This window comes from Bacillus sp. PSXD-155 (assembly GCF_049310765.1).
Taxonomy (GTDB): Bacteria; Bacillota; Bacilli; order Bacillales; family Bacillaceae_G; genus Bacillus_A; species Bacillus_A cereus.
The window spans coordinates 22147-42459 of sequence record NZ_JBMOWC010000012.1; the positions used below are offsets into that span (position 1 = coordinate 22147).

The window sequence follows — 20313 nt, forward strand, 5'->3', positions numbered from 1 at the left end:
TCAACCTTTTGAAAAATTCGTTTGTACCTCTTGAATTGGCCAATATCGCAAATCAACTTTACCGACGACTGTATCAGCTTTTACAAAGCCAAAGTGTCTACTATCCCAGCTCCCGAGCCGGTTATCACCTACTACAAAAATAAACCCGGGTGGCACCAGCTTTTCTTTCGTTAACTCTTCTAATGTAAAGTCGCCTGTTAGTTGCCTTCCATTTATCTCTTTCTTATACTTCTCTAGATACGGCTCATCAATAAATTGTCCATTTATATATAACTTATCATGCTTATATTCAATATGATCTCCAGGTAAACCGATAATTCGCTTTACATAGTCCTCTTTTTTATTCGCATGAAACACCACAACATCAAATCTGTTCAAGTCCCCAACTTGATAACTCACCTTATTTACAACGAGCATATTGCCATCTTGCAATGTCGGCATCATTGACTTCCCCTCTACAACATACGTTGAAAAGAAAAACGTTCGAAAAAATACAGCTAATAATACACCAATTAAAATTGTTCGTATCCACTCTATGCCTTCTTTTTTCAAAGTTTTCTTCATCTGCTTCTCCCCTTATCCTTTAATACTGAAGCTTTCCTTTACAAAGAAGACTATTCTTAATGTAGTTCTAACTTTACTTCGATTTTCTTACCGACATACCATAAAATAAAAATACCAATCGCTACAATGACTGATTTCACCGGGTTATGAATAAATGACATTAAATCATGACCGATATACGTTAAAATAAAAATCATCACAAGTTTTCCGAATGCTAACGCTAGACCAAACTGTTTTACACTAATTCGGGATAAACCAGCGACAACATTTATGAGCGCTGACGGTGTAAACGGAAAACAAAATATAACAAAAATCGGTGCGAATCCTTTCCTTTCAATCCACCCCATTGCTTTTCGTACTCTCTCATGCTTATTTACAAACGAAAAGAAACGACTGCGACCAAAATGGCGGATGATGAAAAAGACAAGTAATGCACCCATTACTGATCCAAGCCATGAATAAAGAAAACCGATCCAAAAGCCAAATGCAACAGCATTCGCCAGTACAAATACGATAAGCGGTAATGCTGGAATCAACGCCTCTATCATCGGTAAACCAATACCAAGAAGTGGTCCGAACGCTTTATAACTCTCAACAATATGATCCATATTTTCTGGTGAAAAATACTCTTTGATTGTCTGAAAATCCATTCTACACTTTACCCCTTTACTCTAAATACTATCCCTACTGTATCATCGCTTATATGAAAGAGGAAATGGTAGATACGACATATGGAGATGCATTTATTAAAGTTTCCATATCTTTCATAAGAATTCCTTCATTATTTAGCTATGATAATCTATCAATATTCGACAGGACATGTCGTTCGTTTTGTTATTTAGATGGTTTTCCGATTTTTTATCGGTAAATGAAATTACACTGGTGATTTTCTAAATATATCGCTTTATCTATACAGCCCGACCCCCACCTAACTTTTTTGCTTTCGCTGAATTTTGAGGTGGGGGTCTTACTGCCCACAAATAACGGGATAAACAAAAAAAGAATGGGGATTCCCCCATTCTTTCACACCTCGCCTTCTTTCACAAAATACACACTCTCATAAGCGGGTCTTAATGTTGATTCCTCTTTTTTATCAACCTCTTTAAAACAAGGGCTCCCTTGTTTTTTCCTACGATCTTCATATTCAGTACGTAATTTCGCTGTACGATTTTGTTGATTTTCAAAACTAGTTTTTGATATTTCTAATTTCACAGCAAAGCCATTTATAAATCTAATAATAAGATTTCCATCTTTTAATTCTTTATTACTTTCAATATAAAAATGAGACAACCAAGCGCACTCTTTTCTAGAGTAAGAATAGGTAGGGAAAAAATAAAGTTGATCTGCTGGACTAATCGCAATCGGTGCTTTATGTGTAATATGAGTTAACTCTTTCGTTCCTTCTTTTCTGCCTAAGAAACTAGAGCCATGCTTGCGGCAACTTCTTTCTATAATATCTAGAGGTTTTTGAAATACGAAAAAAGAATCATTCATTTCAACGACTCGCGTAACAATTTTCTTTTCACTTAGAATAACAGGAAGTAAGGCCATCGTATTTTTCGTTACAACATAATTTTCGACATAGCGTTCCACTTTACTTTCCATACTCCATTATCTCCTTTTTTCCATTTATATTAGCAGCTGCATATACAATTTTAGCATCTATGAAAAGGAAATAGCTTACAAGTTCCGCTTTTTTACAATTTTTTATCATTTATCAAACATTTGTTAAATAAAAAAATCACGATATAGTAATGATTTAATTTTAAAGTTATAAAAACAGCATTTATACTACCTATAAATATTTATTATCCCTTCCTATTTTCACATCATGAAAACAATTAACTTTGCTATAATTAAAATGTAAATCCAATATATGGAGGGCCACTATGAAGGAAAAAGAGCTCCAACCATCGATTCAAATGAAAAATAGCAGCGTCATTATCGTGAAAAACTCAGCTAGTATTATATTCGGTTTATTTTTCATTCTGCTATTCTTTGCTAAACCGTTTCGTAAATCAAAATGTCCAGAATGTAAAAAACGTGAGAAGAAAAAATCAGGGCAAGAACAATAAAAGGCCTTCCTTTATGGAATGCCTTTTTACATTTGTAGTATCATTTTATTTATTCTTCTTCACCCTAAAAAAACTATATTTTCTTTCAAGGTTCTCTACATCTTTTTTGATTTGTAATATGATCCTTATATAAAACATGAGAAAGAGTATTTGTACTTGTTACCCGCTTTTAATTTTTATTAAACACTTCAAATTTGTACATCTTTATCCATCACTAACAATTCGTTAATTAGTTAACTTTGTAATATAAGTTTTGTATATAATTTCATTCAAAAACACAATATATATAAGTGGCTATTTATAATTATATTGCTTTTTATCGAATTCCAAAAAGGAGCTGTATACTATGGATAAAGAAAATCTATTAAGTCAGCAGGTTAATAGCATTCCCTCAGATGCTCTGAATACCCCTAGTAAGGAACAAGAACAACTGTTAGAAACATCATCTCAAAACGTACAAAATTCCAACAACAATGCTAACAAAAAAGATGTTACTCAAGGTCTATCTAGAAAAGATTTCCCCATTTCAACAGAGAAAACAAATTTATAGTTATTTACTATCATACGCAGCAAATACTCTTGCTGAACTAACTCTTCTACAGAAACTAATACGCATTTCCGATAATTTTTTACCAGTTTTAACATAAAAAAAGAGATTTACATATAAAAACAGGCTCTGGAAAAATTTTCTCCACAACCTAAAAAAAGGATGGCATTAGCCATCCTTTTTTTTATCATCAACTATAAAATTATAGTTTGATTACGTTTTTAGCTTGAGGTCCACGGTTACCGTCTTCGATTTCGAAGCTAACTTTTTGACCTTCTTCTAGAGATTTGAAACCGTCAGTTTCGATTGCAGAGAAATGTACGAATACGTCGTTTCCACCTGGAACTTCGATGAAACCGAAGCCTTTTTCGTTGTTAAACCATTTTACTTGTCCTGTTACTGCCATAATTATTTCCTCCTAAGAAAATACAAATTTTAAATTTTTTAGTCTTCCTGTCTAAAAAAAGAATCCACACATTATCAAATACGAAACATAAACTAGTTCTCACATACTTTTTCTCGTTCGTTTTCAGCACTTGATAACATATGGATTGCTTAATTTAACTATTCAACTGACATCATCATAGCACATTAAAATAAAATGTACAATCTTTTTCTAAAATGGAATTTCTAATTTTTAGTATTTCTTATAAAATATAATTATCTCTATTCCAAATAAGGAGGAATTTATGAACAATAAAATTCCTAGAAAAACATTAAAAAGAATCGAAGAGGATATTGAAAATAATAATCTTGGAAAAGCAAGAGACAGATTGCACGGCCTCATCTTTACATACCCAAATGAATTACATCTTCGAAAACAACTCGGAGATATTTATTATACATTACAATATCCAGAAATGGCTGGACGTTACTGGTATCTAGAGGAGCATAAAACAGACATAATGCATGAATCATGTTTATTATTTGAAAAATCAATGGGAAATAGTCCTCATCATATTGCACGTGCTTTAAAGTTTAAAGGCGATTCTAACCATATAAAAAGTTTGTATAAAGAGCAACCTTTATCTTCAGTGCAGAAGAAAGTAGCAGAGGAGTTAATTTATGAGTATAAAGAAACATGGCAAGATAAGCTAGTCCCTTTTGGCTGTCTAGCATTGCTTGCTTCCCTTCTCTTTTCTGCCATTGTTGGTCTATTCACTATTTGGAATTGGATTTTTTAATTATAGGGGGAATTTTCACATGTCAAACTACGCTAAAGAAGAAAGGCTAACAGGGGGAAACGTCTCAAGCGTATATCGTTCTGAAAATACTGTTCGGCGAGAGTTAAAGCCAGGCAGTGAAAAGATTCATAAGCTATTACAACATTTAGAAAACAAAGGATTTCATTATGCTCCAAAGTTTTTAGGTGTAGATGAAAAGGATAGAGAGATTTTATCCTTTATTGAAGGAGAAGCTGGCAATTATCCTTTAAAAGAATATATGCGATCTAATGATGTATTAAAAGAAATCGCAAAGATGCTCCGCCTTTACCATGATGCTGTAAGTGATTTTCCGTTATTAGATGATTGGAAACCGATGGATCATACTCCAAATAACATTGAGGTTTTATGTCACAATGATTTTGCCATATATAACATTATTTTTAATAATGAGAAGCCAGTAGGGATTATTGATTTCGATGTTGCTGCTCCTGGTCCAAGACTATGGGATATCGCTTATACACTCTATACTTGTGTGCCTTTAAGTAGAGTGTATTATACAGAATCCGGTGAAGCCGTTCATTATGACTCATCGCAACATGCAGATTGTATTAAAGAGAGAATGAATTTGTTCGTTCAGTCCTATGATAAAAATATGGATGAAGATTACTTAGGAATGGTGTTGCTTCGATTAGAAGGGTTATGTACATATATGAAACGAAAAGCACAAGAAGGCGACTTGAATTTCCAAAGAATGATTGATGAAGGACATCTAGAGCATTACGAGAAAGATATGAAGTTTATTCGCGATCATGGAGCTGAGTGGAGTTGATTTAGTAATAAAGAAAAGTTAGTATCGTTTTTTGCCGGTAAATCGATATTTCTTTTCGAATCTTTTAGAAAATAACAAGGGGCACCTTTCAAAAAGGTGCCCCTTCCTTTTATTTCGTAAACTGTGCTTCTTCTGTAGATCCTTTTAACGCTGTCGTTGATGAAGTTCCGCCTGTAATCACTTGTGCCACTTCATCAAAGTAACCTGTTCCTACTTCGCGTTGATGACGTGTTGCAGAGTAGCCGTGTTTTTCAGCTGCGAATTCTGCTTGTTGTAGTTCAGAGTATGCTGCCATGCCGCGCTCTTTATAGCCACGTGCTAGTTCAAACATACCGTAATTTAATGAATGGAATCCAGCAAGCGTTACGAATTGGAACTTATAACCGTAAGATGCGATTTCCTTTTGGAAGCTCGCAATTGTTTTTTCATCTAGTTTTTGTTTCCAGTTGAATGAAGGTGAACAGTTATATGCAAGTAGCTTTCCTGGATGCTCCTTATGAATTGCGTCCGCAAATCGTTTTGCATCTTCTAAATTTGGTTCCGACGTTTCACACCAAACGAGGTCTGCATACGGTGCATACGCTAAACCACGCGCAATTGCTTGATCAAGACCTGCATTCGTACGGTAAAATCCTTCTGGTGTTCTTTCTCCTGTAATAAATGCTTTATCAACAGGATCGATATCGCTCGTAATTAAATCAGCTGCATCCGCATCTGTTCTTGCAACGATAATTGTCGGCACTCCCATTACATCTGCTGCAAGACGTGCAGAAATTAAATTGCGTACTGCTGTTTGCGTTGGTAGTAGTACTTTTCCGCCTAAATGGCCACATTTTTTTTCTGAAGATAATTGATCTTCAAAATGCACACCTGATGCACCTGCTTCAATCATACCTTTCATCAGTTCGAATACATTTAATTGCCCACCAAATCCAGCTTCTGCATCTGCTACAATCGGTACGAAATAGTCTGTATCATCGCTTCCTTCCATATGCTGAATTTGATCCGCACGTTGAAGCGTTTGATTAATTCGTTTTACTACAGCAGGTACGCTGTTCGCTGGATATAAACTTTGGTCTGGATACATATGTCCAGAAAGGTTTGCATCAGCTGCTACTTGCCAACCACTTAAGTAAATCGCTTTTAACCCAGCTTTTACTTGTTGCATCGCTTGGTTTCCTGTTAATGCGCCAAGTGCGTTAATATAGTCTTCTGTATGAAGCGATGTCCAAAGCTTCTCAGCACCACGACGCGCTAACGTATGTTCAATATCAATTGACCCGCGCAGGCGAATTACATCTTCTGCCGAATATGGACGTGTGATCCCTTTCCAACGCTCATCTAATTCCCAGCTTTCTTGTAACTTCTCGATTCTTTCGTTTTTCATTTGTTCCATCCCCTTTTCATTTTTTATAAAATTTCATAACCCGGTAATGTTAAAAATGGTACGAATTCATCATTTCGAACGAGATTTGTAAACAACGTTGTCGCCTCTTGGAATCTCCCTTTCTTAAAGGCTTCCTTACCAATCTCTCTTTCTATTTTTGCTAATTCTTCTTCTTTTAGCTCTTCCATTAATTCAAGCGTAATATTACGACCATCATTTAGTTTTCCACCTTCATGACGAATCCATTGCCATACTTGTGCTCTTGAAATTTCAGCAGTTGCCGCATCTTCCATTAAGTTATAAATGGGTGCTGCTCCCCGTCCGCTTAACCAAGATGCAATATATTGAATACCTACACTAATATTCATGCGAAGGCCCTCTTCTGTAATCGTTCCCACCGGTACCTCTAGTAAATCGTTTTCTGTTACACATATTTCTTCACGTTTTCTAAAAATTTGATTCGGTGTTTTCATAATGTGATTAAATACTTCCATTGCAACCGGTACAAGTCCAGGGTGGGCAACCCAAGTCCCGTCATGACCGTCTAAAGCTTCGCGCTCCTTATCAGCACGCACTTTTTCAAAAGCTGCTTCATTTGCTTCTGGATTATTTTTAATCGGAATTTGTGCCGCCATTCCTCCAATTGCTGGTGCATTACGGCGGTGACATGTTTGAATTACTTTCAAAGAATACGAACGCATAAATGGCGCCGTCATCGTGACTTGTGCTCTATCTGGTAGTAAGAATTTATTATGATTACGGAAACTCTTTAAAAAGCTAAAAATATAATCCCATCTTCCGCAGTTTAAGCCAGCAGAATGATCTTTTAGCTCATATAAAATTTCATCCATTTCAAACGAAGCGTGAATCGTTTCCAGTAACACAGTTGCTTTAATCGTTCCATTTGGAATGCCGATATATTTTTGAGCAAATACGAATACATCATTCCATAATCTCGCTTCTAAATAACTTTCCATTTTTGGTAAGTAAAAGTATGGGCCGCTTCCTTTTGCTAAAAGAGCTTTCGCATTATGGAAAAAGTACAAGCCGAAATCTACTAAGCTACCCGACATATTCTTCCCATCAACTTGCATATGCTTTTCCTCTAAATGCCATCCTCTTGGACGTACAATGAGTACAGCTGTTTTCTCATTTAATCTATATTCTTTCCCTTTATCATTTTTATGTGAAATCGTTCCCTTTACTGCATCTCGTAAATTGATTTGACCTTCAACTGCGTTTTCCCAAGTTGGTGCATTCGAATCTTCAAAATCCGCCATAAAAAGATGCGCTCCTGAATTTAAAGCGTTAATGACCATCTTTCTATCTACCGGTCCAGTAATCTCTACGCGGCGATCCTCTAAGTCTTTTGGCAGCTTGGCAATTGTCCAATCCGCTTCACGTATGTGTTTTGTTTCTTCTAGAAACTTCGGAAACTCCCCTGCATCAATTCTCTTTTGTTTTTCTACACGTTTTTGTAAAAGTTCTATGCGGCGCTCATTGAAATTCTCATGTAGTTCCTTCAAAAAACTAAGCACCTCAGGTGTCAATATTTCGTTGTACGCTGGTAACATTTCTCCAACGAGTGTAACCCGTGAAGTTTGCGTCGACATATTAGCATCCCCTTCTTAAACTGTTTTATAACAGATTTGATTTCATGTTTTATATTATATAACAAATCTTCAGAAAAGGAAGTTTTTTTTGAAAATTCATTTCATTTTTTTTCAAAACGCCATTCTTTCGTGCTTTATTTCATACAAAAAAGGCCGCTGTTATACAACAACGACCTTTTTGTATTATTTTTAAATTTCACTTTGACTAGTTAAACTTTATTACTGCCCTTGTTCCATATCATGCAATATTGCTCTATGTAAAAACTGTGCGTATTGTTCTCTTGTTACCTTCATAGACGGACCGAATTTACCTTCTCCGATTCCCATTGTAATACCATTTGTTTGTACTGCACTAATTGCATTCGTTGCCCATGAATTTGCTGAAACATCATTAAAGTTATGAGATCCCTTGGCCTGTAAGTCAAAAGCATTCGTAAGAACTTGTGCCATTTCCGCACGCGTTAACGTCGCCTTCGGTCTAAAGTTTCCATTCTCGTCTCCCTGGAAAATTCCCATTTCCGTTAAAGCCAATATCTCCTCGATAAAGCTTGTTGAATTTTCATCAATATCTCCATATGGGTTTTCATATTCATCTTGTTCTTCCATATCAAACACACGGTAAATTAAAGCTGCAACTTGCTCACGTGTTACATTATCCCCAAAACCGAATATTCCATCGCCATATCCCAAAATAATTTCTTGTTCCGCTAATTCATGAATTGCCTCATATGCCCAATGTCCTTTTGGTACATCTTTAAATACAATTGTATTTGTTTTTTGCAACGGTGCACTTTCCGCTTTTACACTGTTACTCTCTGCTGAGAATAACACCCCACCCATAATTGTTAATGCTGTAGCTGTTTTTAATAATTTTTTGCTCATCAAATTATCTCCCCAATATGTATATGTTTTTTTAAAAATATACAGAATAAATGGTATAGTGACAATATATTTTTCGACACATTTCGTGACGGTTTTGTGAATCATATTACACATCATGTCTTTTTTATGGGGTTGATTATAAAGCTTATGTATAACATTAAAAATACAAATAAACGAATAATAATTCTTTTTTAAACAAACAAAAAAGCACAAATATTTCTATTTGTGCTTTCATATTTCACTCTATTTCCAATCCTCTTTCAAATGATAATTAATAATCGCATTATTAATAAACTGAGCATATTGTTCTCTAGGTACAGGGCGATTTAATTCATACATGCCATTCCCAGTTCCTCTTACAACATTATTAGATTGTAGCGCACTAATTGCATCTTCTGCCCAGTGGCCTTTTGGAATATCTTTAAATGTATGTTTTTGTTTCGTTTCAAAATTAAATGCTCGTTTTAAAATGACAGCCATTTCCGCTCTAGAGATTGGTGCTTTCGGCCTAAAATTCCCTTGGCCATCCCCTGTAAAAACACCACGTTTTGTTAACGCCAAAATTTCCTTTTTAAAAGTTGTTGTACTATCAGAAACATCTTTATATGGATTCGCTACTGATCCTTCTTCTTTTATCTCAAGTGTTCTGTAAATAGTCCCAGCTACTTGTTCACGTGTTATAAGATCACCAACACCATACTTCCCGTTTCCATACCCTAATATAATTTTATGATATGCTAAATCCATAATAGCATCATATGCCCAAAATCCGTATGGAACATCTTCAAACACAATCATTTGTGGATACTCTTCCGCTTTTACAGGCGTCACATTCGTCCCTGCAAATATACCTCCTGCCATTGTCGCAATCATCATTACACCCAATATTTTTTTCTTCATTATCCTCTCTCCCTATTTCATTCAAATAAAATGAATTTCATTGTTTCAGGAGTACTCTTTTTTGGTGAATGTAAGATAAAATGCAAATCTTCTAGAAGAAATATTTCCACTACCTTTCTGCTTTATGCCTCCTTCTTTCTTTTTCAAAAAGGAAGTTGTCACCTCTAAGGTGTTATGTACTAAAACATTCTACAATCTCTTTATAAACTCCTTTTCACTTTACAACTTCCCTTTATTGGCGCGTAAAGGAAATACCTAATGGAGGTTACTATATTCATGATTTATATTTCAGAGTTAGCATTCCCCTTCACTGATAACTCGCCTTCTCTTCCCTTGCGAAAAGTTAGTGCCATCCCTACAAATATAAGGATAATCCTTATTACTTGCATCTAAATCCGGTCTAATAGTTTGGCAACAGCAGGATCTAAAAACACTAATACAGAAATAATTCTCGTCGATAAACCTCTTACACTGTCAAAAAACAAGTAATATACAAATCTAGTATGTATAAATCATCGCCTTGAAAATGCCCGAAGTCTATGAATAGTAGCAATAAAAAAAGCATCCTTTTTTTATTAAAAGAGGATGCTTTTTTTATATTTATTAACACTCAAATATGCTACTACTTTTGAAGAGTAAATTGGGCAACTATTTGTTTTAATTTTCCTGCTGCGTTATGCATATGTTCAATTGAAACCGAAATCTCTTGAACAGATTTTTCTTGCTGTTGAATAGACTCTTTTACCCTATCAGTTCGGTCAGATGATCTTTGGGAAATTTGAGCCATGTCTTCTGCAGAAGCCGAGATTTCCTCACTACTCGCTGCAATTTCATCTGTAGACATAGATACCGTTTGAATTTGCTCAGATACTTGTTGTACTTTTTCTGTAATTGTTCCAAATACTTTTTCTGTGTGCATTACTACTTGTGTACCTGCCTGTACCTCATTATCTACTTTCCCCATCATATGTACCGTATGGTTCGTTGTTCCCATAACTTGAGTAATAAGATTCTCAATTTGTTTTGCAGAATCACTAGATTGTTCTGCTAATTTCCGCACTTCATCTGCCACAATTGCAAATCCTCTACCACTTTCACCAGCACGTGCAGCCTCAATTGCGGCGTTTAATGCTAATAAGTTAATCTGAGAGGTAATACCTTGCATTACATCAATGATTTTAACAATTTCTTCTGATTGTTCTTTCATAGTCTCTACTTGTTTCACACCGCTATGTACCGAATTTTGGATTGTATCCATCTGTTGAATCATTTGTTTCATTAATTTGTTACCACTCTCTGCATCTAATGCTGATTGAGCAGATAATTCATTTACAGAGGATGATGTATTGACTATACTCTGCATTCCTTGTGTCAACTCTTCCATCGCACCCGCAGTTTGTTCCATTGCTTGCATTTGACTCTCTGCACCATTTGCGACTTCTTCAATATCCATAGTGATTTTTTTTGCTGCACTACTAGATACTTCTGACGCAGATGCTACTCCGTCTGCATATTGGAATAGAAGCTGAATATTATTCTCTACTTCTTGCATATTTGTTCTTAGCCCTGCAATCATCTCATTAAAATTACTTACTAATACACCTAATTCATCCTTAGCAGTATAATCACCATGTACAGTTAAATCTCCTTCTTTCGCTCTTTCCATCATACGACTAACCGTTTGTAAAGGAGCAACTATAAGCTTGCTAATAATATAACTTACTATACATATAACGATTGTAGTAACTACTACAAGAATGATAAAGGTAATAACGGAACGATCAATCATTTTTTGCGAATCTTTAAATACTTGGTCAGCTAAATTTGAAACATACGATTCTAGATCCACTGCATAACCAGCTAACTCTATTCCCTTCGGTTTTAATTCCTTCTGAAATTCATTTACCATTTGCGGCTCGTTTGTTGCCTTCGCCTTTTCAAATAATTTCTTATATGTATCTTTATAACTTGGTAAAGATTTCTTCATCTTCTGAAACAGTTCATCCTCTTGCTTACTTAAATTAAAACCATCATCATATTCTTTTAATAAAGAATCATATTTTTTAAGATCCTTTTCAATATTATTAATTATTCCCTCTTTATTTGCCACTTCATTTTGTGATGCCGTAATTAACTCTAATAAGTTATATTCTAGTGAATTTTGTGTGCGAAGCATTCCTTCTAATAAAATTGCAGAATATTGATAATCATCTACTACAACCTCTGTATCGTGCTTAATCTTATTAATAGAATTAATTGCTACACTGCTTATAATTACCATACCTAAAACTGCTAATGAAATAAGCGCTAATAATTTATATTTCACTTTTAAATTTTGTAAAAAATACATTTTTTCACCTTTATTCCTTTATATATAGATTTTTAGAATTTTATAGCTTATTATTTACAAAATCGCAATAAAAAGCAATGATAAATATTCCCAATATGAAACTTATATCTCTATAAAAAAAAGTAGCATAATAGCTACTCCTTTTTTCTTTGTTTCTCATATTGTTCAAACGTATGAATTCTTTCAAAAATTGGTGGGTGCGTGTATAAGAAAAATTTCACTAACGCAGGCGGATTCACTTGGCTTAAACTTGTTTTTGATAAATATTGAAAAGTTTTCACACCAGATTTTCCGTCCTTCGTCATATTTAAAGCATATTGATCTGCCGCTCTTTCTTCTATACGTGAAACATAGTTTGTTGCTGGTTGTACTGCAAATGAGAGTATAGAAGAAATTAAGAAAAATAAAGGTAAAATGGAGAAACATGCCACTTTTGAAATTTGCAATGTATCTCCCCATTTGCGAATACACATATTTATAATACGACTAATTAAAAACATACCTATAAACGATAGCAATACATAACTTGCAACGCCAAAATATATATGCTTCATAACATAATGCCCCATTTCATGGGCCATGATAAATAAAATCTCTTTATCTTTTAACTGCTTAAGCGTTGTATCCCACATTACAATACGGGCGTTAGGGCCAATTCCTGTTACGTAAGCATTTAATGCATTCGTTTTTTCTGACATATTTACTTCATATACGTGTTTAGCAGGAATATCCGCTTTGTCTGCTATCGCTAAAATTTTCGTTTCTAATTCTTTATTTTTCAGCGTCGAGAAGTCGTTATAAAGCGGATCAATAACGACAGGCTGTATGAATGTTAAAAAGATTGTAAATGGAACAGAGAGCGCCCATCCTGCGAGCCACCATCTCTTCGGAAATTTACGGATAAGCCATAATAGAACGGTAACTACAATTAACATAGTCGCATAACTTTCCCAAAAACCGATAACATGATCTTTTATCCAGCTTTGTGTGCTTTGCGTTGAAATGCCGTAATCAACGGACACTTTCCGGCCAATCCATTGCATCGGTAAGGCAAGCACTGTTGTCAATAATGATAAATAAAAGAAATAAATCGCAACTTGCAAAACACTTATTTTAGTCGTTTCCTTCGACCATTTCTCAAACTTTCTTGAAATACCTAGCACAAGTACAAATAATAAAATAATCCATTCAAGAGGCGTCGCTAAAAAGTATAGTAAATTTTTCACGCGCGAATAATCTTGGCTTAGCGTAAGCTCTCTCGTACTCATAAACGTTTCTGGATCTGCACTCGTTCCCTTATACATGTCCGGAATAAGTTCATGATTCCATCCAAATAAATACCAATATATAAGTAACGCAAATCCAACGTACAAAAAAAGCGACCAACCGATAACCTTCCTCACGCTATTCCCTCCTCTATGCTGCCTGTCTATTATTATTGTAAGTTCGTACACGCTAAATTAGAACAAGCTTATTATGTGAATTGCTCGAGATCCTTTTATTTACATAAAAAAACTCTTCTACACAAGAAGAGTTTTACCTATCTTTAAACACTTTCTTTAGTTCATAATCCGGAATAAGGATCGCACGTACAAACCAACACACGTACCCTACTTGCTTTTTAGATAACATAAAAAGCCTCTTTAAGGAAGTACATCTATTAATAAATTAAAATCTTGTAAAGAGAAAGAACTATATTTCATAATACCCTGTACAGCTAAAAGTAAAACAAGACCGATCACACACATATAATTAACGCTTTCTTCATTCTTTTTTTCAGTAACCACTCCACCACTTATACATAAAATCCCTAGCAAATGAAGCGCTAAATACATGAAAAAGTAAGCTTCCTCCCAGCGCAAAATAACATTTACTGTCGTTATTAACACTAGACTAAGTAAAATCAAATAAAAAAACTTATTTGATGATATCGTTTCATTCATATAATTTTATACATCCCTTTCAAATTTCGAATTAATGATGTTTCAAAGCTATAAAGTAAATGATTATTTTCATACCATAAAACAAAAGGAAAGCCACCATTACTTTCTCGAATACTTTATGAATCCACATATACTTCTCTTCATTCTTTCTGAAGATGCGCTTCATCATTTCTTCTACAATTAGACCAAATATTAGTAAAACCCCGAACACAATAAGAAGAGAAATAATATTTTCTTTTAAATGAGTACTAGAAAATAAGTACTACTCTGGAAACACAATCGTATCTACTACAGGTTGAAGCCAATGACAAACGCTTTTATCACACATATCTGTAATAGACGTAGCATCTATAATCTCTTTTAATATTTTTTCAACCGTCTTCTTCATCTCATTTACTCCCCACTATATCTGAAAAGCTCTTTTCCTGCTCTGCATATATAACTGGCACTTCTTTACTCCAATATTTACGATTAACAAATAAAAAGATAAGTACTAAGTTTAATCCTGTTATAAAAATAATAAGTCCAGGAAAGAATGTCGTATAATTTGAGAAATCGGCAAAACTCATAATTTTTTCTCTACTTATTAAAAAAGACGCACCCATTATAAATGCATTGTTTAACATATGTATTGCAATTGGCATGAGTAAACTTTTCGTACGAATATATACGATTGATAATACGATGCTGAATATGGCTGCACCGAGGAAATCAACATGTAACAACGCAAACAATATTGCTACAACGATGGTCGCTATGCTCGTTCCCCATTTTGTTGCAAAACGTTGAAGTAAAAATCCGCGAAAAACAAACTCCCCGATAATTGGTGCGATGAATACGACCCTAATGACTTGATATACATATCCCCCAGTACTATCTATAATCGGTTCATGCAATGCATTCATAATAAAGTCCGGTGTAATCCATGCAAAACTATACATATACAAAATAAGATACCCGTAACTAAACATGCACAACATAACCGTAATGTATAAAACTTGCACCAAGTTAAATGTTTCATTTTTATTAACAAACAATGAAAATGAAATGCGATGCTTTCTATACTCATAAAAAATCCATACGATCGGAAGGATATAGAATATAAGGATATTGATAAAAGAAGAATTTTGTATATGAAATATACTTGTTAGCAAATCGCCACTACTTCTCGCTATTAAAATTAATAGTGCAAATACAATTAAAAAATATCTAGCTCGCATCACTTGAAACGGATTCACACTCATCTCCTCCCCTATGTTACTTTTATCATATCATTTGATTCTTAATTTTTTGCGAAAGAAAACCTTAAAATTTCCTTAAAAATTCCATAAGTTACAAAATGATGATATGATATTCGAGAAAATTAGGAGGGATTTTTATGTACCAAGCAAATATTTTACTTGTTGATGATGAAACAGCAATTTTACAATTACTAACTACCATTCTTGAAAAAGAAGGTTTTTCTCATATTACAACTGCAACATCAGCTGAAATAGCTTTATCTCTAACTAAGCAAAACAATTACGATTTAATTATTTTAGATGTAATGCTTCCTGGACAATCCGGTTTTGATATTTGTCCAATCATTCGCCAACAAACAGATTGTCCAATTTTCTTCCTATCAGCAAAAGCATCTGATTTAGATAAAATATCCAGATTTTCATACGGTGCGGATGATTATATTACGAAGCCCTTTAATCCATTAGAAGTAGTAGCACGTATGAAAGCACAGCTTCGGAGACATATGAAACAAACCGTACCACACGAACAAAAATCACACTCGATTTCATTTGGCAGATTTGAAATTGATCAGCACTCTGCAGAACTGACAGTGGATGGTCACATTGTCGAATGTTCCGCTCAACTCTTTCAACTACTACTCTTCTTTTGCGAGAATCCGAACTACGTATTTTCGAAAGAGGAAATATACGAAAAAGTTTGGGGAGCACCTGCCTATAATGGCGATGACAACACTGTTATGGTCCACATTCGAAAACTACGTGAAAAAATTGAACACGATCCAAGTAAACCAGAATATATAAAAACCGTTCGCGGGCTTGGTTATAAGTTCGTTACAAAGTAGGGTGACGATATGAATTTTAATAAACGACTTATTATTCAATTTATCATGCAACACGTTTTTGTTTTAGTTACATTACTTATCGCTGTAGTTGCTGCTTTTACTTATTTAATTTTTCTTCTTACTAGTACTTTATACGAACCTAATATTCCAGATTCTGATAGTTTTACAATTTCAAGATACATCTCTTCAGAAGATGGGCATATTTCGTTACAATCTGAAGTGCAAGATTTAATAAAGGAGAAAAATGATTGGCTCCAAGTTGTAGATGAAAACGGAAAAATCCTCTACCACTTTAATACACCAAATGATGTTCCGAATGCTTATACGAAGACATCTTTAGTCGCATATATACAACATCATATCGAAAGTAATTATAAATTTACATATTGGGAAATTGAATTAGAAGAAAAGAAAGTACTTGTTATTTATGGTGGTATGTTAAAAAGCAATGCGTTACTGACAGCAATTCAAAAGGATCACTCCTCTTTAACGATGGATTCGTTCACATTAACAGATCAAGAAAAACAGTTACTGTCTAAAGAAAAAGCAGCACTTCAAATATTTAATCAAAATGGCGAAGAGGTTTTTGCCTATCCAGCTGGAAAGAAAAAAACATTTTCAGCAATACAAATCGCCCTTAATGAAAAAGAACCGTGGAATCATAAAGAAAACACGTCTAGCTTTTACGATGCAAATAGTGGCAACCTTCTCGTTGTGACTGCGAAAAATGATCACTACTATCCAGATGACGAAATTGAAGATGTATTTACTAAGAAGTTTCTCATCGGATGCGGATTAATCCTTCTTATCGTATTTGTTTATTTAGTCATTCTTTCTATTTGGTACGGTAATAAATTCGGGAAACCGTTATTACATGCGATGCGCTGGCTTAAAAATATCGCTGGTGGAAAGTATGAAGAACCCATTAGTAAAAAAGGAAAACCTGTCAGGTTCCGGCGATCTGGTAAAGAAAAATGGTCATTCCGTTTGTTTAGAGATGTAACAAGTTCACTAGAACACCTTTCTATTACACTCAAAAAAAACGATGCGATGAGGCAAGTACTTCAGCAAACACGAGAAGAATGGATTACCGGTCTAACGCATGATTTAAAAACACCACTTAGCTCTATATATGGCTACGCATTATTACTCGAATCGAATCAATATAACTGGACTGATCGTGATATTCAGCAATTTGGTAGTGTTATGAAAGAGAAATCTCAATATATGACGACATTAATTGATGATTTAAGCTTAACGTATCAATTAAAAAATAACAGCCTTCCTGCCCAACACGTAAACGTTGAAATCAATCAGTTCGTTCAAAAAGTGTTATTGCAATTTATTAACAATCCAACACTCCAAAATCAAAATATTGAATTCGTACCGAGCTCAAATAAAATTCAATATTTCATTGAAGAAAAATGGTTCCAGCGTATTATCGAAAACTTACTAGTAAATGCTGTAAAACATAATAATGAAACAACTACTGTCATCGTAAAACTATCACAAAACGCTAATTCCTTTACACTCTCCATTTCAGATGATGGAAAAGGAATGGATGAAAAAACGAAAGAACTTCTATTTGAACGATATTACCGCGGAACAAACACAGAAGAAAGCAACATCGGAACTGGACTTGGCCTAGCCATTACAAAACAGCTCGTTCATGCTCATAACGGAACAATTTCCGTTGATAGCGCACTCGGAAAAGGAACGACGATTATTCTTGTATTTCCGTTTCGTTCGTAGGAAAGACGCTATGTGGCGTCTTTTTTCTTTCCTGGGATAATTTTACAGTAATTGAAATTATGTGGATCGTTTTTTTGAGGTGTTTTAGAGGTATATGAAATTATATCGGCGATTTTTTGAATATATCGGCGCAACTCGAATTATATCAGCGATTTTCTAGATATATCGACTTACCGACAAAAACCGACAATACTAACCTGCTTCCTCTACTACTATACAAATTAAAAATAACCCTTCATAACTCACTATGAAAGGTCACTCCGTATTTCAGCTATTTCCCTACTAACACAAACACATTCTCATCAGGTGCTTCCATTACTGCAACATGTCCTGATTCTGTTGGAAATGGTTCGCGAATCCATTTTACATCTTTATTATCTTTTAAACTTTCATAAGTTTGTTGCACATCTTCTACTAATACTTCGACTTCCGTAAAATTAATATCCGGATGATTGCTTATTACTAACTCCGAACTTTTCTCATCTGGAAACTTCAATCCTATTAACGTCCAAATAACCCCTTCTTCTAATTCTCTTTCTATCATCCAGTTTTGCTTCATTCCCATTTCTTTATAAAAAGAAACTGATCTTTCTATATCCTTCGTATGTATAGATACACATTCTAGTTTTTTGAACATTTTCCTATTTCCCCTTTATGAAAAAGCGAACCATCTCCCAATAATTCGCTCTTACCCTATTATTTTTTCTTCACCGGTATCCAAAGCTCTACTTGTGCAAACTCACTCTTATCTTCGTGGCAACGCTCATCGTATAATTCAAACTCTGTAACGCCGCAATGTTCATAGCCTGAATGCGGGAACCATTCTGAGAATACTGCATTCCAAGTTTGGTGAATAGACGATACCATTTCTTCATGAGGAACTTTCGGCGTTGTAAATACTGCATATGTTGCTGCCGGGAAAGTACGCTTCGCAATTTCATTTGGTACATTTTCAAAGTCTGTAACTTCCATTCCGATAATGTAAGTGAAGTCCCCTGTTTCTAAATTAAAATCAGTACATAATCCAAGCTCTACCCATTGGCTCGTATCTTTACGATTGGGAATTGTTGTCCCAAGATCTTTTTGTAAATATTCTTGCCAAAATACTGGAATGTCTTGATGGTTTTTCCCTTCTTTACTTGTCGTCTTCAATTCATAACCCGCCACTAAAAATTCTGGTTTATTTACAATACGATATTCCATTTGTATGCCCCCTAAATACGGATTTAATTTTCTTTGCTTTACATTCACTCTGTAATACATCGGTGTTTCGATTTCTTGTTTTCGATATTCACTCGGTGTCATTTGAAATAATTTTTTAAAGGCTCTCGTGAACGTTTCGTGAGATTGAAAGCCATGTTCAAACGCGATATCAATAACTTTTTCATCCGTATGAGAAAGTTGATAAGCTGCCCGGGCTAACCTCCTCTTTCGAACATACTCCATTACTGTATCACCTACTAATGCCTGAAATACACGGTGAAAATGCGACTCAGAAAAACCTGCAATGCGAGCTAAATTACGCAGCGTTTGTTTTTCCATTACATCTTCCTCAATATAATCAATTGACCTTTGAATTTGTGTTTCATAGCTTTCCATCTCTGTTCACCCGCCTTATATGTATTATGATAAAAGAGAACGCAATCCAATTCTTGACGTTTTTTACTATAATTCCATAAAAAATTGTAACTTTTTTATATGTATTTCGTTGTTATGTATGAAGGGAGGGAAATTAGTGAAACGCAAACAATCATTAGAAGACATTTATTCAGATCATATGCATGATTTATTTCGCTATCTTCTCTCCCTAACCGGAGATTCTCATTTTGCTGAAGATCTCATGCAGGAAACCTTTTACCGCATGCTCGTCCATATTGACTATTATAAAGGAGAAGAAATTAGGCCGTGGTTATTTACAATTGCCTACAATGCCTTTATCGATTGGTATCGTAAAGAAAAGAAATATAAAACAACAGAAGTTGCAGAATTCCATTTACCAAACGTTCCAAGTACAGAACATGAATATTTCGTAAAATTTGAGATTGCTAGTTGGTTAGAAAGTTTATCTTCTCTTCCGCTCGAAAGACGAAATGTCCTGCTACTACGAGATTACTATGGATTCTCCTATAAGGAAATAGCAGAAATGACTGGTCTCTCATTAGCGAAAGTAAAAATTGAATTACACCGCGGACGAAAAGAAATGAAAAGCATAAAGGAGTGAT

The 20313-nt window shown here is 34.6% G+C and carries 21 protein-coding genes and 3 pseudogenes; 7 read left to right on the forward strand and 17 right to left on the reverse strand.

Features of this window, described 5'->3' with window-relative positions; genetic code table 11:
- The 3 genes from lepB to ACO6VI_RS15225 form a co-directional block, all read right to left on the reverse strand.
- Positions 1-564: a signal peptidase I gene (lepB, locus tag ACO6VI_RS15215; protein ID WP_000751897.1), complete on the reverse strand. Its 564-nt coding sequence runs from the start codon at positions 562-564 to the stop codon at positions 1-3.
- 56 nt (positions 565-620) lie between these two features.
- Positions 621-1214, reverse strand: a complete 594-nt coding sequence (locus tag ACO6VI_RS15220; protein WP_000347515.1) for a TVP38/TMEM64 family protein — start codon at positions 1212-1214, stop codon at positions 621-623.
- A gap of 373 nt (positions 1215-1587) precedes the next feature.
- Positions 1588-2169, reverse strand: a complete 582-nt coding sequence (locus tag ACO6VI_RS15225) for a competence protein ComK (protein WP_000444444.1) — start codon at positions 2167-2169, stop codon at positions 1588-1590.
- Positions 2170-2453: 284 nt separating this feature from the next.
- On the opposite strand from ACO6VI_RS15225, the gene ACO6VI_RS15230 reads away from it, so the two are divergent.
- The gene (locus ACO6VI_RS15230) at positions 2454-2639 is read left to right on the forward strand and encodes a hypothetical protein (protein ID WP_161520138.1); all 186 of its coding nucleotides are present in this window, start codon (positions 2454-2456) and stop codon (positions 2637-2639) included.
- A gap of 346 nt (positions 2640-2985) precedes the next feature.
- Entirely contained in the window at positions 2986-3189 is a 204-nt protein-coding gene (locus ACO6VI_RS15235) for a hypothetical protein (RefSeq protein ID WP_000356914.1), read from the forward strand.
- A 199-nt stretch (positions 3190-3388) separates the two neighbouring features.
- On the opposite strand, the gene cspA is transcribed toward ACO6VI_RS15235, so the two are convergent.
- Positions 3389-3592 carry an RNA chaperone/antiterminator CspA gene (gene cspA / locus ACO6VI_RS15240; RefSeq protein ID WP_000301523.1) on the reverse strand — a complete coding sequence of 68 codons (204 nt, stop codon included), beginning with the start codon at positions 3590-3592 and terminating at the stop codon, positions 3389-3391.
- A gap of 283 nt (positions 3593-3875) precedes the next feature.
- On the opposite strand from cspA, the gene ACO6VI_RS15245 reads away from it, so the two are divergent.
- Both ACO6VI_RS15245 and ACO6VI_RS15250 read left to right on the forward strand, forming a co-directional pair.
- Positions 3876-4370, forward strand: a complete 495-nt coding sequence (locus ACO6VI_RS15245; protein WP_023521410.1) for a DUF6584 family protein — start codon at positions 3876-3878, stop codon at positions 4368-4370.
- 19 nt (positions 4371-4389) lie between these two features.
- Positions 4390-5181 (forward strand): phosphotransferase, encoded by a 792-nt coding sequence (locus tag ACO6VI_RS15250; protein ID WP_023521409.1) that lies wholly within the window; start codon positions 4390-4392, stop codon positions 5179-5181.
- A gap of 109 nt (positions 5182-5290) precedes the next feature.
- On the opposite strand, the gene aceA is transcribed toward ACO6VI_RS15250, so the two are convergent.
- The 11 genes and pseudogenes from aceA to ACO6VI_RS15305 all read right to left on the reverse strand — a co-directional run bounded on the left by aceA (position 5291) and on the right by ACO6VI_RS15305 (position 15494).
- On the reverse strand, positions 5291-6568 hold the full coding sequence (aceA, locus tag ACO6VI_RS15255; protein WP_000787346.1) for an isocitrate lyase: 1278 nt from the start codon (positions 6566-6568) through the stop codon (positions 5291-5293).
- 23 nt (positions 6569-6591) lie between these two features.
- Entirely contained in the window at positions 6592-8181 is a 1590-nt protein-coding gene (gene aceB / locus ACO6VI_RS15260; RefSeq protein ID WP_048537986.1) for a malate synthase A, read from the reverse strand.
- A gap of 219 nt (positions 8182-8400) precedes the next feature.
- The gene (locus ACO6VI_RS15265; protein ID WP_113304420.1) at positions 8401-9168 is read right to left on the reverse strand and encodes an S-layer homology domain-containing protein; all 768 of its coding nucleotides are present in this window, start codon (positions 9166-9168) and stop codon (positions 8401-8403) included.
- Positions 9169-9306: 138 nt separating this feature from the next.
- A complete protein-coding gene (locus tag ACO6VI_RS15270) occupies positions 9307-9963 on the reverse strand; it encodes an S-layer homology domain-containing protein (protein WP_000727104.1) in 657 nt (218 codons plus the stop codon).
- 281 nt (positions 9964-10244) lie between these two features.
- Positions 10245-10525, reverse strand: a pseudogene (locus ACO6VI_RS15275) (EamA family transporter); the annotation flags it as partial.
- A 60-nt stretch (positions 10526-10585) separates the two neighbouring features.
- Complete coding sequence (locus tag ACO6VI_RS15280) at positions 10586-11539, reverse strand: methyl-accepting chemotaxis protein (RefSeq protein WP_404978304.1); 954 nt, start codon at positions 11537-11539, stop codon at positions 10586-10588.
- Positions 11534-12313 (reverse strand): annotated as a pseudogene (locus ACO6VI_RS15285) (MCP four helix bundle domain-containing protein); the annotation flags it as partial. The pseudogene ACO6VI_RS15285 and the gene ACO6VI_RS15280, both read right to left, overlap by 6 nt.
- 134 nt (positions 12314-12447) lie before the next feature.
- Positions 12448-13716 carry a M48 family metallopeptidase gene (locus ACO6VI_RS15290; protein ID WP_001233328.1) on the reverse strand — a complete coding sequence of 423 codons (1269 nt, stop codon included), beginning with the start codon at positions 13714-13716 and terminating at the stop codon, positions 12448-12450.
- A gap of 240 nt (positions 13717-13956) precedes the next feature.
- On the reverse strand, positions 13957-14256 hold the full coding sequence (locus ACO6VI_RS15295; protein WP_016082517.1) for a DUF2101 family protein: 300 nt from the start codon (positions 14254-14256) through the stop codon (positions 13957-13959).
- Between the two features lie 31 nt (positions 14257-14287).
- A pseudogene (locus ACO6VI_RS15300) lies at positions 14288-14644 on the reverse strand (hypothetical protein).
- A 1-nt stretch (position 14645) separates the two neighbouring features.
- Positions 14646-15494: a CPBP family intramembrane glutamic endopeptidase gene (locus ACO6VI_RS15305; RefSeq protein ID WP_120461120.1), complete on the reverse strand. Its 849-nt coding sequence runs from the start codon at positions 15492-15494 to the stop codon at positions 14646-14648.
- A 140-nt stretch (positions 15495-15634) separates the two neighbouring features.
- Here ACO6VI_RS15305 and ACO6VI_RS15310 point away from each other — a divergent pair, with 140 nt between their 5' ends.
- Positions 15635-16339 carry a response regulator transcription factor gene (locus ACO6VI_RS15310; protein WP_422423595.1) on the forward strand — a complete coding sequence of 235 codons (705 nt, stop codon included), beginning with the start codon at positions 15635-15637 and terminating at the stop codon, positions 16337-16339.
- 9 nt (positions 16340-16348) lie between these two features.
- A complete protein-coding gene (locus ACO6VI_RS15315) occupies positions 16349-18091 on the forward strand; it encodes a sensor histidine kinase (protein ID WP_001010445.1) in 1743 nt (580 codons plus the stop codon).
- Positions 18092-18362: 271 nt separating this feature from the next.
- Here the strand turns inward: ACO6VI_RS15315 and ACO6VI_RS15320 are convergent, their stop codons facing one another.
- The gene (locus tag ACO6VI_RS15320; RefSeq protein ID WP_000473644.1) at positions 18363-18728 is read right to left on the reverse strand and encodes a VOC family protein; all 366 of its coding nucleotides are present in this window, start codon (positions 18726-18728) and stop codon (positions 18363-18365) included.
- A gap of 59 nt (positions 18729-18787) precedes the next feature.
- Entirely contained in the window at positions 18788-19690 is a 903-nt protein-coding gene (locus tag ACO6VI_RS15325; protein ID WP_000446842.1) for an AraC family transcriptional regulator, read from the reverse strand.
- 136 nt (positions 19691-19826) lie between these two features.
- Between ACO6VI_RS15325 and ACO6VI_RS15330 the strand changes: the two genes are divergently transcribed.
- Complete coding sequence (locus tag ACO6VI_RS15330; protein WP_149149399.1) at positions 19827-20312, forward strand: RNA polymerase sigma factor; 486 nt, start codon at positions 19827-19829, stop codon at positions 20310-20312.
- Position 20313: the final 1 nt, after the last annotated feature.